This is a genomic window from Nonomuraea guangzhouensis (assembly GCF_019396345.1).
Taxonomy (GTDB): Bacteria; Actinomycetota; Actinomycetes; order Streptosporangiales; family Streptosporangiaceae; genus Nonomuraea; species Nonomuraea guangzhouensis.
Genome location: NZ_JAHKRM010000028.1, coordinates 159,386 through 172,813, shown reverse-complemented (window position 1 = coordinate 172,813; position 13,428 = coordinate 159,386). Strand labels below are relative to the sequence as shown.

The following is a 13,428-nucleotide window of genomic DNA, read 5'->3' as shown; positions in this document are numbered from 1 at the left end:
TGCCCGCCCGTGGCCGAGCATGCGATCGCCATGGGTGGCTGCCGGTGCGCGGTGTCAGTCGGCGTTGCGATGCAGCAAGGCCAGCGTCTGTTCCAGCTCCGTCTGCAGGATGCGGCTCGCCGCCTCCCCGTCCCCCCGCCTGATGGCGTCCACCAGCGCCGCGTGCGTGTCGTCGCCGGGATTGGGGTCGGCGTGCCGCAACTCCAGCAGCTCCAGCATGTCCACCAGCCGACCCCGCAGCCGGGGGGCGAACTCGGCGAACAGGTCGTCCAGCACGGGGTTGCGCGCCGCCGCCACCACCGCCGCGTGCAGCGCGATGTCCGCGTCCACGAAAGCCCCATCGTCGCCCCCGGCCGCCGCCCGCCGTGCCTGCAGGGCCGCCTCCAGTGAGGCGATGTCCTCGTCCGTACGGCGGGCGGCGGCCAGGCGGGCGGCCTGGGTCTCGACCATCATGCGCACCTCGTACACGTCCGTGATCGCGGCCCGCCGGAGCCGGGTGGACCAGTCGTCGGCCGGTTCGGTGGCGATGACGAACACGCCGCTGCCCTGACGGGCCTGCACCAGCCCCGCGCCCGCCAGCGCGCGCAGCGCTTCGCGGACGGTGGAGCGGCCCACGCCGAGGGTCTTGGCCAGGGCGTTCTCGCCGGGGATCCGGGTGCCGATCGGCCAGTGTCCGCCGGTGATCTGCTCGCGCAGGTGCTCGGTCGCCTGTTCGACCAGGGGGGTGGGGCGGAGCATGCCGAGCGGCATCGGATCGACCTCTCAGGTTGTCTGAGGACCTGTGTTGTGGTTAGTGTACCCGGCATGACGTCACGCGGTCTCCTTCTCGGCTGCCGCGGCGGGGCCTGAATCGACCGGCACCCCGCCGCGGTGGCTCCGCGATGCCGGTCGAACCCCGTAGATCGACCGGGAAGGAAACCCCGTGCACGACTGGAACAGGCAACGCCCCAGCGCCATGCCGTACCACCGCTACCAGCCCGCCCACCGCCGCGTCGAGGTGCCGCTGACCGAGCGCGGCTGGCCCGCGCGGCGCATCGAGCAGGCCCCGCTCTGGGTGCCCGTGGACCTGCGCGACGGCAACCAGGCGCTGGCCGAGCCGATGGACCCGGCGCGCAAGCGGCGGATGTTCGAGCTGCTGGTGGCCATGGGCTTCAAGGAGATCGAGGTCGGCTACCCGTCGGCCAGCCAGACGGACTTCGACTTCGTCCGCGATCTCGCGGTGCCGGGCGCGGTGCCGGAGGACGTGACGATAGTGGTGTTCACGGCCGCCAGGCGCGACCTGATCGAGCGGACCTTCGAGTCCGTCGAGGGGCTGCCGCGGGTCGTCGTCCACCTGTACACGGCGACCGCCCCCACCTGGCGTGACGTGGTGCTCGGCCAGGACAGGGAGTCGTTGCGCGCCCTCATCAGGGACGCGGCCGGGCACGTCGCCCGGCTGGCCGACGCCCGTCCCGGAGCGCCGATCAGGTACGAGTTCTCGCCCGAGGTGTTCAACCTCACCGAGCCCGACTACGTGCTGGAGGTGTGCGACGACCTGACGGCCCTGTGGGACGCTAGCCCGGACCGCCCGGTCATCCACAACCTGCCCGCCACCGTCGAGACCGCCACCCCGAACGTCTACGCCGACCAAATCGAGTACATGCACCGCCACCTGGCCCGCCGCGACTCGGTGATCCTCTCGGTGCACCCGCACAACGACCGCGGCACCGGCGTCGCCTGCGCTGAGCTGGCGCTGCTGGCCGGGGCGCAGCGGGTCGAGGGCTGCCTGTTCGGCAACGGCGAGCGCACCGGCAACGTCGACCTGGTCACGCTCGCGCTCAACCTGCACTCGCAGGGCGTGGACCCGATGCTGGACCTCTCGGACATCGACGCCATCCGCCGTACGGTCGAGCACTGCAACCGGCTGCCCGTGCCCGACCGCCACCCGTACGCCGGTGACCTCGTCTACACCGCCTTCTCCGGCACGCACCAGGACGCCATCGGCAAGGGCCTGGCCCACCACGCCAAACGGGCCGCCGAGCTGGGCGTGCCCGTGGAGCAGGCGCCATGGGAGGTGCCGTACCTGCCGATCGACCCCGCGGACGTCGGCCGCGACTACCAGGCGGTGATCCGCGTCAACAGCCAGTCGGGCAAGGGCGGCATCGCCTACCTGCTCAACACCCACCAGGGGCTGGACCTGCCGCGACGGCTGCAGATCGACTTCTCGGCGGTGGTCCAGCGGGCCACGGACGGCAGCGGCGCGGAGATGACGGCCGAGGAGCTGTGGCGGCTGTTCCAGGCCGCCTACCTGGATCCGGCGGACGACGGGCCGTACGCGCTGGCGGACTGGAGCACCGCGGAGAGCGGGCCGGGGGTCCACGAGTTCGCCGGCACCCGGCGTGACGGCGGTGGCGAGCTGCGGGGGACCGGGAACGGCCCGCTGTCGGCGCTGGCCGGGGCACTGGGCGGGATCGACATCCTGCACTACGCGCAGCACGCCACCGGACCGGGCCAGGACAGCCAGGCCGTCGCCTACGTCGAGGCGCGCGTGGGCGAGACGATCCGGTGGGGAGCGGGCCGCGACACTTCGGTGCTGACGGCGTCCATCCGCGCGCTACTCGCAGCTGCCAACCGAGCCACTGCCGACAAGGCGGTACGAGTCCCTTAGGCGACGCGGCGCGGCTTGGGGACCAGGGTCAGGGTGGGGGCGAACCGCCCATCGCAGCCCGGCACCGCGGTCACGTGCGCGGAGACCTCCCTGTCGCTGCGCACCCTGATGCTCGCGATGTAGAACGGCGTGAGCAGCGCCTGCGGTCGCCGCCGCCCGAGGCTCAGGTACCCGAACCGGAACCACTGCGGCGTCAGCCACGCCTCCATCCCGGCGAACGACTCCGCCACCCGGGCCGCGACATCCCGCGCGGCCTGGATCGGCGTCCGCACCCGTGGCTCCGCGACCACCGGGCCGCCCCCGTCGTCGGCGAAGCGGCGGGTCGACACGCCCAGCGACGCCACCCCGCCGCTCGCGCCCAGCTCCACCGTGGCCGACGCCCTGCCGTACACCGGAAGATCACGTACGTAGTGGCGGAACGCGCCGAGCGCCCGGCACAGGCCGGGATCGGTCCGGGGGTCCCCAGCGGCCTTCACCCGCCACAGGCGCTCGAACAGCAGCTCGTCCTCGGCCGGGACGAGGGACGACAGCCCGATCCGATCCGCGGCGGCACGGAGCATGCCGGTCAGTTCCGCGTCGCCGGGGTCGTTGTCGAAGACGTCCTCGAACGCCGGCAGGTCGAGATGGACGGTCATCGAGCCCGACGCGTGGAACCCCACGGCCCGCAGCCGGCCCGGCAGCCACGCGGTGGTCCGATCCTGGTGGGTCACCACCTCCAGTTGCTCCTGGGTGTCGTCGCGCAGGCCGGCGACGGCCAGGACGAGGTCCTCCAGACGGCGCTGGACCGTGCTCGGCTCGGGCGCGGCGAGGCCCAGCACGCTGACCGTGGCCGGCACCTCCCCGGCCATCGAGGCGAGCTCATCGGCGAGATCGTCGGTGTAGGGCAAAGCGGGCATGAAGGCTCCTCGACTCCGGCTGCTCTGATCAGCCCAAGGTCAGACCCTCAATGATCAGTACGCCGCAGCACGGGCCGCGTCAGGACGGAACCTAGGGATGTCCCTAGTCCCACGGCTGCCGTCGGCGACATGTGGGCACCATGCCGAGGCTTGCTTCGTTCTCCGAGTATGCGGCGGTTCTCCGGCGGGGGAGGTCACTGAGCCATGGATCTCGATGATTTTCTGGATCGCCACCCGCATGTGATTTTTCCGCTCGCCGCCACGTTCATCGGACTTGCTCCCGCGTTCAACCTTCCCGAGCTGACCTGGTACGGCTCCCGGTTCTGGGCGGGCGTGGTGATCGGAACCGTCCTCGCGATCGGGCCGACGGTGTTGATATGCGTGCGCCGCACCCGCATATGGGGAGGGGCCATCCTTTTCCTTGCCGTCGCGGCCGCTGTCGTATGCCTGGCGCCCAGCATGAACCCTTATGACGAAGCGGGCGTCGTGGAGTTCCGGAGCTCGGCTGCCACATTCCTGAGCTGGAGCGCTGCCGTCATCTTCGGCATCGGCGTCGCCGCGGCCCGCAGGACGGATCGTGGCGCGGGGCACCTGGCCTGGGTGGAGACTTCCGGTACGGACTACAGGGCTGTGTGCGGCTGCGGCTGGCGCGGCGAGATCGGTGCGGAGACGGCGGCCTTCGGTGCGGCCGGCGATCACGCCAACCGGGTTTCGCTCCAGGTGAGGCCGCCTCAGGACCCCTGGTAGAGGATGCCCGCCCCGTCAGGAGGACAGGTGGCGGGCGCAGTCGTCGCGGTAACGCAGCACCAGCTCGCGGATCCGCTCGGGGTCGGCGAGCACGGCCCGTGACACCGAGGGGACGACCGCCTGCCGTACCGGAGCGAACAGCCGGGCCAGGTCGGCGGGAGCGGCGCCCTGCGCGCCCAGGCCCGGCGCCAGGATGGGGCCGTTGAGCTGCTCCAGCGGCTGGTCGAGCGTGGACAGGTTGGCGCCGATGACGACGCCGACCGGGCCCAGCGGGGCGCGGCCCGCGTTCGCCGCCGCGGCGCCCGCGAAGATCTCGCCCGCGACCGCCGTCTGCAGCGCGACGGCCTCCGGATTGGAGGTGCGCGCCAGGACGAAGACGCCGGCGTCGTTGGCGATCGCCGACGTGATCGCACCCTCCAGCGAACCGAATCCGAGGTACGGGCTGAGCGTCACGGCATCGACCGCGAGCGGGCTGCCCCGGTCGAGGTATGCCTCGGCGTAGGCGGCCATCGTGCTGCCGATGTCACCCCGCTTGACGTCGAGGATCACCAGAGTGCCCGCCTCACGCAGGTCGGCGATGACGCTCTCCAGCACGGCGATGCCCCGGGAGCCCCAACGCTCGTAGAACGCGGACTGCGGCTTGACCACCGCCGCCACGTCGCCCACCGCGTCCACCACCGTACGGCTGAACCGCTCCAGCCCGGCCGGGGAGTCGTCGAGCCCCCACGCCGCGAGCAGCGCCGGACTGGGGTCGATGCCGACACAGAGCGGGCCGTACTTGTCGAGCCTGGACAGCAACCGGATCCCGAACGACTCATTCACCACTGGACTCCCCTCGCGACGTACGCAGACTATGGGCGCCGGTCGAAGGCAGGAAGCTTTTCGACCATGGCGGTATGGCCGGCTCTTCTCGCCGCCAGTCTTCCAGCGTCCGTCTCCGGGGTAGATCAGCAGACATGTACGAGATCGCCCACCGCACGCTGACGCTGCGCACCGAGCCGCTACGCGAGGTCGTCGTCACGATCGGGCTGCCGATCGAGGAGCCGACGGGGGAGTGGTCGTGCCCTTACCGGATCGACGGGCTCGCCGGGTGGGAGCACGACCGCAAGGCCACCGGCGTCGACTCGCTCCAGGCGCTCGAACTCGCCATGGCCATGGTCCGGGCCGCGCTCGGCGGCTCGCACGAGGCCAAGGAGGGCTGGCTGAGCTGGGACGAGGAGCCCGCCGACAGACGCCCGCACACCGTGTACGTCCGGTGGGAGAAGGAGCACGACGTCGCCTACATCGCGATGAAGCACGAAATAGTGCCGGGAGAGGCGGTACGGCAGACCGTATCGGAAGATGTCGTCCTCGACTACGGAGAGTCGGGAGAGCTGCTCGGCGTGGAACTGCTCAACGCGACCACGTCGATGCCGTCCGAGATGCGCATCTGACCGCCCGCTTTAATGGTGGCGTGATCCCACCTCGTATCGTGGCAACAGACCTGGACGGCACCCTCCTCGACTCCACCGGCACCGTGTCCTCGCGCACCCGCCGTGCCCTGCGCCGCGCCCGCGAGGCCGGAGCCGACATCGTGTTCGTCACCGCCAGGCCGCCACGGAGCGTGGACCCGATCGCCGCGATGGCCGACGTCACCGGCACCGCGGTCTGCAGCAACGGGGCGATCGTCTACGACCTGGACACCCGCGAGATCACCAGCACGTACGCGCTCGACCCCGTCGCCGGCAGGAAGCTGACCGAGACGCTCCGCGAGGCCCTGCCCGGTGTGGCCTTCGCGGTGGAGACGGGCCGGCGGATCCTGGTCGAGCCCGGCTACACCCGGCGCATCGTGCCGGACCTGCCGTACACCCGGGAGGTTCAGGTCGCCTGCGACGAGGACGAGCCGATCGTCAAGCTGCTGGCCTGGTCGGCGACGCACGCGGTGGACGAGATGTTCACCGCCGCGGTGGCGGCCGTCGAGGGCGAGGCCGAGGTGACGCACTCGGGCGGCACCGGGCTGCTGGAGATCAGCGCTCCCGGGGTGACGAAGGCGGGCACGCTGGCCGGGCTCTGCGCGGAGCGGGGCGTGGATCCGGCCGAGGTGGTGGCGTTCGGCGACATGCCCAACGACCTCGCGGTGCTCGCCTTCGCCGGGGCCGGGTACGCGATGGCGAACGCCCACCACATGGTGATGGCGGCCGTCGAGCGGCGCACTCTGTCCAACGACGACCACGGTGTGGCCGCGGTCCTGGAACGCCTCTACGCCTGACAACTCTCGTGTGACCGGCTTGTTATGCCTCACGTGTATCACCGCAGTAGGGCGTGACTCTTTCTCCATACGGGAAAGAGACGGAGGCCACCGGATGCTGACCATCGACTACGAGAGCGAACCGTACGCCTCGGGTGACGGGGACGGGCTGCCGTCGCGCGACCTGGACTTCCCCCAGCCGCTGCTGGACCGCTACGGAGCCAAGGTCCTGGACCCGGCCACGGTCGAGCTCGACGCCGGCGAGAGCCGTCCCGCCTCGACCGTCTACCGCTCGGACGTGCTGCTGATCCCCGTCCAGGTGCTGAACTCCGACGCGGGGCTCGCCTGGGTCACCGCCACCCTCGCGCAGATCCATCTCACGATCGAGGTCTCGGGCCTGCGGGACGATCACAGTGACGATGGGGAGCCTGAGCGCGACCGCCGTCGCGGTGGTGAGGTGCCGAGCTGGCATCCCGCCGTGCTCAAGGTCGCCCCCGGCGAGACGGACGTGGTGATCGACGCGTGGCGGGCGCTGCGGACGCTGCGCCGCGCGCTGCCGGGCTTCGCCGACGCCGCCGGGCAGGCGCCCGTCAGGAACCTCCTGTCCAGGATCGCGCTGGACCACCTGCTCGTCGGGTCCGCGTTCGTCGGCGTCGGCGCGGCCCTGGACATCGGCGGCGAGCCCGCCACCAGCGGCCACGGAACGACCGGCGGCGCCTACGCCACCCCCATGGCCGGATACGCCAGAACCCCGGTGAACGTCGTGGGCGGCCCACCGGCCCGCAGACCCGCCGCGACCATCGGCGGCCGGCGCCCCGTGATGGTCATCCCCGACACCGGCCTGCCGAAGCAGCGGCACGCCTGGTTCCGGCCGGTGACCGACCCCGACGCGTTCCTGTCCGTCAGCGACGCGGCCCAGCAGCGTATTCAGCTCGCCGTCGAGGCGAGCGAGCCGAACCCGGGCGTCGAACTCGTCGGCTACAAGGAGAACGCCGACCCGCCCAACCCCCTGCTCGGCACGCTGAACACGCACACCGGGCACGGCCTCATGGAGGCGGGACTGGTCTGCCAGGTCGCCCCCGACGCGCGGGTGCTCATGATCAGGGTCATGCAGGCCGACGGCGTGGTGCCCGAGGAGGCGCTGCACGCCGCCCTGGACCACCTGCTGGACGAGATCGCGCGGGGCGGCTTCTACGACGTCGTGTCCCTGTCGCTCGGGTACACGCACGAGACGGCCGACGACCCGCTCCACACGCCGCCGCTGCTGGCCAAACTCACCCAGCTCCGGCGGCGCGGCGTCATCGTGGTCTGCTCCGCCGGCAACTACGCGTCGAGCCGCGCGTTCTGGCCCGCCGCGGGCGCCCTCGACGGCCAGAACGACCCTGACCTCGCGCCGATGCTGGGAGTGGGCGCGACGAACCCCGACGGGACCATCGCGATCTTCAGCAACGAGCACGAGGCCATCCGGTGGCACGTCTCGGGCGCGGTGCTCGTCAGCACCTTCCCACCCGGCGTCAAGGGCGCCAGGTCCGCCTCGCTCGAACTGACCGGCCGGGCCTCCTTCGACAGCGACAACCACCAGAGCCAGTTCGCCACGTGGAGCGGTTCGTCGTTCGCGGCGCCCGTACTCGGCGCCACGATCATGCAGCTGTTGATCCAGGACCACCAGGCCGTCGACCTGGCGAACACCGACCGGCAGGTGGCGCTCAAACGCGCGCACGCCGTGGTCGCCAGGCTGAAGAACGGTGACCTCCCGACGATCACGCCGGTGTGATGGCCGCGGACCTGAGACCGGAGCCCGTTCCCGCCGATCGGCGGGAACGGCTGGCGGGCCTGCTCCAGGAGGCCAGAGACGGCCGGCGTGAAGCGCTGAACCTGATCGCCGCCGACCTCACGCCCCTGCTGTGGCAGGTGGTCAGGCGCCAGGGACTGGACCGGGAGGCCGCCGAGGACGTCATCCAGACGACCTGGCTGAGGCTCCTGCGCCACCTGAAGTCGATCACCGCTCCCCGTGCCCTGATCGAATGGCTGGTCACGACCGCGACCCGCGAAGCGTGGCGGGTCCAGGCGACGCAGCGCGACGCCCGGCCGGTGAGCCCCACGGCGTTCGACGACGTACCGGATTCCGACACCCTGCCGGAGGAGCTCGTCCTGCGGAACGAGCGGCACCAGGCGCTCTGGAACGCCATGGCCCGGCTGTCGGACTCCTGCCGCGATCTGCTGCGGCTCGTCGCGTTCGTCCGCCGCCCGAACTACGACGCGGTGGCCCTCACGCTGGGCATGCCGAAGGGCAGCATCGGCCCCACGCGCGGCCGCTGCCTGGCGAAACTGCGCCGCCTGCTCGCCGAGGACCGTGGCTGGAGCGTGTCATGATCCCTCCGGATGACCTTGACCCCACTGACGAGTTCATCCTCGACGAGATCAGGAGGATGTTCTCGGTGCTCGACCCCGTGCCCGAGACGCTGGTGGAGCGGGTCCAGTTCGCCCTGGACCTCGAATCGGCCGACGCCGAGGTCCTGCGGCTGAGCGAGGAACTCGGGCTGCGGGCGGGCGTCCGCGGCGGTGAGGAGAGCCGGACGATCACCTTCGAAGGCGACGCCCTCACGATCATGATCAGCGTCAGCGTCCAGACCCAGCGCCTGGTACGGCTGGACGGCTGGCTGGCCCCGCCCGGCGACCACGTGGTCGAGCTGCGCACCGCCGAGGGGCCGGTCGTGGTCAGGGCGGACGAACAGGGCAGGTTCGTCGTGGACGAGGTGATCCGGGGGCTGGCCCAGCTCGTCGTACGGCCGGCACTGGACGTTACGGGGGAGGCCGCGATACTGGCGGTGACGCCCTCCATCGTCCTCTGAGAACCCGTGAGCACCGCAGAGGGCTCGGAGATCCACGAGCGGGCGGCCCGCCTGCACGGGCTGGCCGTCGCCGCGACCGACGACGGCCACCCGGGGCTCGCCGCGCGGCGGCTGCGGCAGGGCCTGGCGCTGCTGCGCTGGGAGACCGGCGCGCCTCCCGATGCCGGGGATCCGGAGCGGGCGGTGCTGCTCGCCCGCCTCCTGACCAGCCTCGCCCACGCCGAGGCCGAACAGGGTCACTCCGCCCGCGGCACGGAGCTGCTCGACGAGGCGCAACGATGGGCGCCGCCCGCCGAGCTGGCGATCGTTCAGGGCCAGCGGGGGCTGATGTACCTGCGTACCGGCCGTACCGCCGAGGCGCTCGAACTGCTCGACCTCGCCGTGCCGCGGCTCGCCCGCGGCGTGGAGCTGGCCAGGGTGCTGCTCAACCGGTCGGTCATCCACCTCATGACAGGCAAGGTCCGCCTGGCCCGCGCGGACGCGCGCCGCAGCGCCGAGCTCGCAAGGGCCCTGGGTCACGAGGTCCTCGAGGCCAAGGCGCAGCACAACGACGGCTACTGCGACCTGCTACTGGGCGACATCCCGACGGCTCTGGCGGTGTTCGGCGAGGTGGAAGGCGCCTATCGCCGGGTCAACCCCGGGTTTTTGCCCGTACTCGCGCTGGACCAGGCCAGGGCGCTGCTGGCCGCCGGCCTCGCCGACGAGGCCGGCCGTACGCTCGACGGGGCGCTCGACGGGTTCCGCAAACAGCGGCTGATGCAGGACTACGCCGAGGCGGAGCTGGCCCGCGCGCAGGCGGCGTTGCACGCCGGGCGATTCGCGGAGGCGCGCGCCTGGGCACGGCGGGCCGAGGACCGCTTCCGCCGCAGACGCAGCCCGGCCTGGGCGCTGCGCGCGGAGCTGATGCGACTACGCGCCGAGTTCGCGGGCGCGCCCCGACTGGGCCCGCCCCGACTGGGCCCGCCCCGACTGGGCCCGCCCCGACCGGGATCGCGCGGCGCGCCCGACCAGGGCGGTAGGCCGGGGTCGGGTGGGGTGCTGGATCAGGGCGTTTGGCCGGGCTCGGGTGGCGCGCCGGATCACGGCGGCAGGCCAGGGCCGGTCGCGCGCAAGGCCGTGGATCTGGCGGCGCGGTGTGCCGAGCTCGGCCTGCGTGACGAGAGCGAGACGGCGGCGCTGCTGGCGACCAGGGCGTTGGTCGCCGCCGGAAACCTCGCCGAGGCGGAGGCGCTCTGGAGCGGAATCGCGCCGCTCGTGCGGCCGGGCTCCCGTGACGCGCCGCTGGAGGTGCGGTTGATGCGGCGGCTGGCCGAGGCCGAGCTGGCCGGTGCGCGGGGGCTGCGCGGCCAGGCGCTGCGGCGGGTCCGTTCGGGGCTGGCGCTGATCCACGCGCATCGCGGCCGGCTGGGCAGCCTGGACATGCAGACCGGCGTCACCGCGCTGGGGTCCGACCTCGCGGCCGCGGGCCTGGCGGCGGCGCTGGCGAACGGTTCGGCGCGGCTGGTGTTCGAGTGGTCGGAACGCTGCCGGGCGCAGGCGTTCCGCTTCCCGCCGATCCGCCCCCAGCACGACGAGCCGACCGCCGAGGCGATGGCCGAGCTGCGCCACCTCGCCCAGCAACTGCACGCGGGCGAGGCCGCGGCGCGCCGCGACCCGGAGATCCGCAGGCGCTGCCTGGAGCTGGAACGCCTCATCAGAGAACGCGGCTGGCAACTTCCCGGGGTACGCGAGAGCCTGGCCCCCGTCTCGACCGGCGCGGTCGAGGCCGAGCTGGCCGCCGCCGGTCTCGCGCTGGTGAGCCTGCTGAACGTCCAGGGCAGGCTGCTGGCCCTCGTCCTGGGTGCCGGGAGGTGCCGCCTCCTGGAGCTCGGGGCGTACGCGCCGCTGGCCGAGGCCGTACAGCGGCTGACCGGCGACCTCAACGCCCGCGCCGGGCGCAACCTCCGGCCGAATCTGGCGGCGGTGATCGACGCGTCCCTACGACGGCAACTCGCCACCATCGCCGACGGACTGCTCGCGCCCCTGCTGCCGTCACTCGCCGGGGCGGACGGGATCGTCGTCGTCCCGACCATGGCCCTGTCGGCGATCCCCTGGGGCGCGCTGCCCGGCCTCGTCGGCAAGCCCGTGGTGGCGGCCCCCTCCGCCCAGGTCTGGGCGGCCGCCCAGCGGGCCCGCCTGACCGGCGTCGCCGACGGCGAACCGCCACTCCTGGTCGCGGGCCCCAACCTCACCGCCGTGGAACCCGAGATCGAACAGCTCGCCACCCTCTACCCCAAGGCGCGACGGCTCACCGGCTCCGCGGCGACGGTCGCGGCCACCCTGGAGGCGCTCGACGGCGCGTCCATCGCCCATCTGGCCGCCCACGGGCACCACGAGCGGGAGAACGTCCTGTTCTCCCGCCTGGTACTGAGTGACGGACCGCTGATGGCCCACGACGTTCAGCGCCTGCGTACGGCGCCGCGGCACGTCGTCCTGTCCGCCTGCGACATCGGGCGGCTGGTCGTACGGCCCGGCGACGAACTGCTCGGTTTCACCGCCGCCCTGCTCTACATGGGCACGCCGACCGTCGTCTCCAGCGTGGCCAAGGTGCCCGACGAGACGGCCATCGCGATCATGGCCGCCTACCACCGGCACCTCGCGCTCGGCCTGTCACCGGCGGCCGCGCTGGCCGCCGCGTCGGCGTCCGCGTCGGCGTCTGCGGGGGAGTCGTTGTCCACGTTCGTGTGCTTCGGCGCGGGCTGACGCGCCGACCTGGCGCGGTCTGTATCCGCGTCGCGGGTGAACTTACTCGACCCGCCAGTCCTCCTCGCGCGGTGGATAGGTGAACGTCTGGGTATCGGCCCAGCCCTGCGCGACGATGTGGTAGTCGTGCGCGGCTTCGCTGGCGGTGTGCTCAGGGCCGATGTCGACCGTGTCGGCGGTCGACCAGACCCCGTTGATCTTCTGTTCGATGAGGTAGAGGAACTCGTTGAAGCCTAGGGAAGAGGACACGAACGTGTTGACGATGGTGAGCGAGTGGCGACCCGCGGTCAGGGTTCGCGGGATTTCGACGATCTGCTCCCGCCATTTGTAGGTGCTGTCGCCGGGCAGTTGCCGCCATGTCCCGGCCGGATCCCCGTTCACGGTGATGGTGGCGTATTGCCGGGCGACGCCCGCGTCCAGGCGGCGGATCAGTCGCACTCCGCTGTTGGCGGGATCGACGGTCGCGGTGAACCGGCTCGACCCACCGGCGCTGAACGCGCGGCCGTCATCGCTGACGATGCGGCCGGGACTCATCGGGCTGCCGAGGCCGTCGGACGCGACGCGTTGTGACGCTTCCCGCTGATCGATGATGACACTCACGGCCCCCGCAGTCGCCAGCGCGGCCAACGCCGCCGACACGGCGGCTTGCCGCCAGCTTCGGCGGGGGACAGGGGTCGGCCCTGCCTCGCCCGGCCCGGCTGTCCGGGTGACGGGCGCCACGCCGCCGAGGCTGCGATGAGGCTCCGTACCCGCAGAGCCGCGATCAGGCTCCGTACCCGCAGGGCCGCGATCAGGCTCCGTCCCGGTGGGCCGGCGATCCGGCTCGGTCCTGGCGGGACCGCGATGCGCCTCCGTTCCGGAGGGGCTGCGATCTGGCACCGTACCGGCGGGCATCCGGGCGACCCGTACCCGCTCCCATGCCCTTTCCCACGCCGGAAGCTGAGGTTCGGGCACCCGGCACGCCCGCAGGAAAGCCACCATCAACGCCTTCTTGGGGAAGCGCCGGCCGGCCAGCATGTCCGCGCAGGTCGCCCGTGGCAGCCGGGTGCCGCCCGCCCTGTCCGCCCGCAGTTGCAGCTCCCGCAATGACGTGTCGGCCCGCGCGAACTGCTCGGCCAGTAACCGCACCAGATCCTCGTGGCAGGTCACCGAATCCACCCCGGGCCGGGGCGACGCCTGCCTGACGCTTCGGGGATCCTCGCCAGCTTCCGGATGGTCGCTCATCGCCGCCAACCCTTGCCCTCCCCGACCCGCTCCTGTCGCAAAGTGTACGAGCGATTACCTGGCGTGTCCGAAGGATGGCGGCACGCGCTCCGC

At 72.3% G+C, this 13,428-nt stretch carries 12 protein-coding genes; 8 read left to right on the top strand and 4 right to left on the bottom strand.

Annotation, left to right across the window (positions count from 1 at the left end):
* Positions 1 to 54: 54 nt before the first annotated feature.
* Positions 55 to 750, bottom strand: coding sequence for a FadR/GntR family transcriptional regulator (locus KME78_RS45545; RefSeq protein WP_219536173.1), 696 nt, complete (start codon positions 748 to 750; stop codon positions 55 to 57).
* A gap of 205 nt (positions 751 to 955) precedes the next feature.
* On the opposite strand from KME78_RS45545, the gene leuA reads away from it, so the two are divergent.
* Positions 956 to 2,647: a 2-isopropylmalate synthase gene (gene leuA, locus KME78_RS45540; RefSeq protein WP_219536208.1), complete on the top strand. Its 1,692-nt coding sequence runs from the start codon at positions 956 to 958 to the stop codon at positions 2,645 to 2,647.
* Here the strand turns inward: leuA and KME78_RS45535 are convergent.
* Positions 2,644 to 3,543, bottom strand: a complete 900-nt coding sequence (locus KME78_RS45535) for a hypothetical protein (protein WP_219536172.1) — start codon at positions 3,541 to 3,543, stop codon at positions 2,644 to 2,646. The genes leuA and KME78_RS45535 overlap by 4 nt on opposite strands.
* Before the next feature lie 204 nt (positions 3,544 to 3,747).
* Between KME78_RS45535 and KME78_RS45530 the strand changes: the two genes are divergently transcribed.
* On the top strand, positions 3,748 to 4,290 hold the full coding sequence (locus KME78_RS45530) for a hypothetical protein (protein WP_219536171.1): 543 nt from the start codon (positions 3,748 to 3,750) through the stop codon (positions 4,288 to 4,290).
* Between the two features lie 15 nt (positions 4,291 to 4,305).
* Here the strand turns inward: KME78_RS45530 and pyrF are convergent, their stop codons facing one another.
* Positions 4,306 to 5,112, bottom strand: coding sequence for an orotidine-5'-phosphate decarboxylase (gene pyrF / locus KME78_RS45525; RefSeq protein WP_219536170.1), 807 nt, complete (start codon positions 5,110 to 5,112; stop codon positions 4,306 to 4,308).
* 134 nt (positions 5,113 to 5,246) lie between these two features.
* On the opposite strand from pyrF, the gene KME78_RS45520 reads away from it, so the two are divergent.
* The 6 genes from KME78_RS45520 to KME78_RS67580 all read left to right on the top strand — a co-directional run bounded on the left by KME78_RS45520 (position 5,247) and on the right by KME78_RS67580 (position 12,111).
* Positions 5,247 to 5,723: a DUF2283 domain-containing protein gene (locus KME78_RS45520; protein ID WP_219536169.1), complete on the top strand. Its 477-nt coding sequence runs from the start codon at positions 5,247 to 5,249 to the stop codon at positions 5,721 to 5,723.
* Between the two features lie 38 nt (positions 5,724 to 5,761).
* Positions 5,762 to 6,538 carry an HAD-IIB family hydrolase gene (locus KME78_RS45515; RefSeq protein WP_308127378.1) on the top strand — a complete coding sequence of 259 codons (777 nt, stop codon included), beginning with the start codon at positions 5,762 to 5,764 and terminating at the stop codon, positions 6,536 to 6,538.
* Between the two features lie 94 nt (positions 6,539 to 6,632).
* Positions 6,633 to 8,291 (top strand): S8/S53 family peptidase, encoded by a 1,659-nt coding sequence (locus KME78_RS45510; RefSeq protein WP_219536167.1) that lies wholly within the window; start codon positions 6,633 to 6,635, stop codon positions 8,289 to 8,291.
* Positions 8,291 to 8,890, top strand: a complete 600-nt coding sequence (locus KME78_RS45505) for an RNA polymerase sigma factor (protein ID WP_219536166.1) — start codon at positions 8,291 to 8,293, stop codon at positions 8,888 to 8,890. The genes KME78_RS45510 and KME78_RS45505 overlap by 1 nt, the downstream gene beginning before the upstream one ends.
* Entirely contained in the window at positions 8,887 to 9,369 is a 483-nt protein-coding gene (locus KME78_RS45500) for a hypothetical protein (RefSeq protein WP_219536165.1), read from the top strand. Before KME78_RS45505 ends, KME78_RS45500 begins: the two co-directional genes overlap by 4 nt.
* 6 nt (positions 9,370 to 9,375) lie before the next feature.
* Entirely contained in the window at positions 9,376 to 12,111 is a 2,736-nt protein-coding gene (locus KME78_RS67580; protein WP_219536164.1) for a CHAT domain-containing protein, read from the top strand.
* Between the two features lie 42 nt (positions 12,112 to 12,153).
* Here KME78_RS67580 and KME78_RS45490 read toward each other — a convergent pair whose 3' ends face one another.
* Entirely contained in the window at positions 12,154 to 13,260 is a 1,107-nt protein-coding gene (locus KME78_RS45490) for a carbohydrate-binding protein (protein ID WP_219536163.1), read from the bottom strand.
* Positions 13,261 to 13,428 lie beyond the last annotated feature (168 nt).

Coding starts and splice junctions, on each gene's coding strand:
- KME78_RS45545 (WP_219536173.1), bottom strand. CDS start 750: ATGCCGCTCGGCATGCTCCGCCCCACCCCCCTGGTCGAACAGGCGACC.
- leuA (WP_219536208.1), top strand. CDS start 956: ATGCCGTACCACCGCTACCAGCCCGCCCACCGCCGCGTCGAGGTGCCG.
- KME78_RS45535 (WP_219536172.1), bottom strand. CDS start 3,543: ATGCCCGCTTTGCCCTACACCGACGATCTCGCCGATGAGCTCGCCTCG.
- KME78_RS45530 (WP_219536171.1), top strand. CDS start 3,748: ATGGATCTCGATGATTTTCTGGATCGCCACCCGCATGTGATTTTTCCG.
- KME78_RS45520 (WP_219536169.1), top strand. CDS start 5,247: ATGTACGAGATCGCCCACCGCACGCTGACGCTGCGCACCGAGCCGCTA.
- KME78_RS45510 (WP_219536167.1), top strand. CDS start 6,633: ATGCTGACCATCGACTACGAGAGCGAACCGTACGCCTCGGGTGACGGG.
- KME78_RS45505 (WP_219536166.1), top strand. CDS start 8,291: ATGGCCGCGGACCTGAGACCGGAGCCCGTTCCCGCCGATCGGCGGGAA.
- KME78_RS45500 (WP_219536165.1), top strand. CDS start 8,887: ATGATCCCTCCGGATGACCTTGACCCCACTGACGAGTTCATCCTCGAC.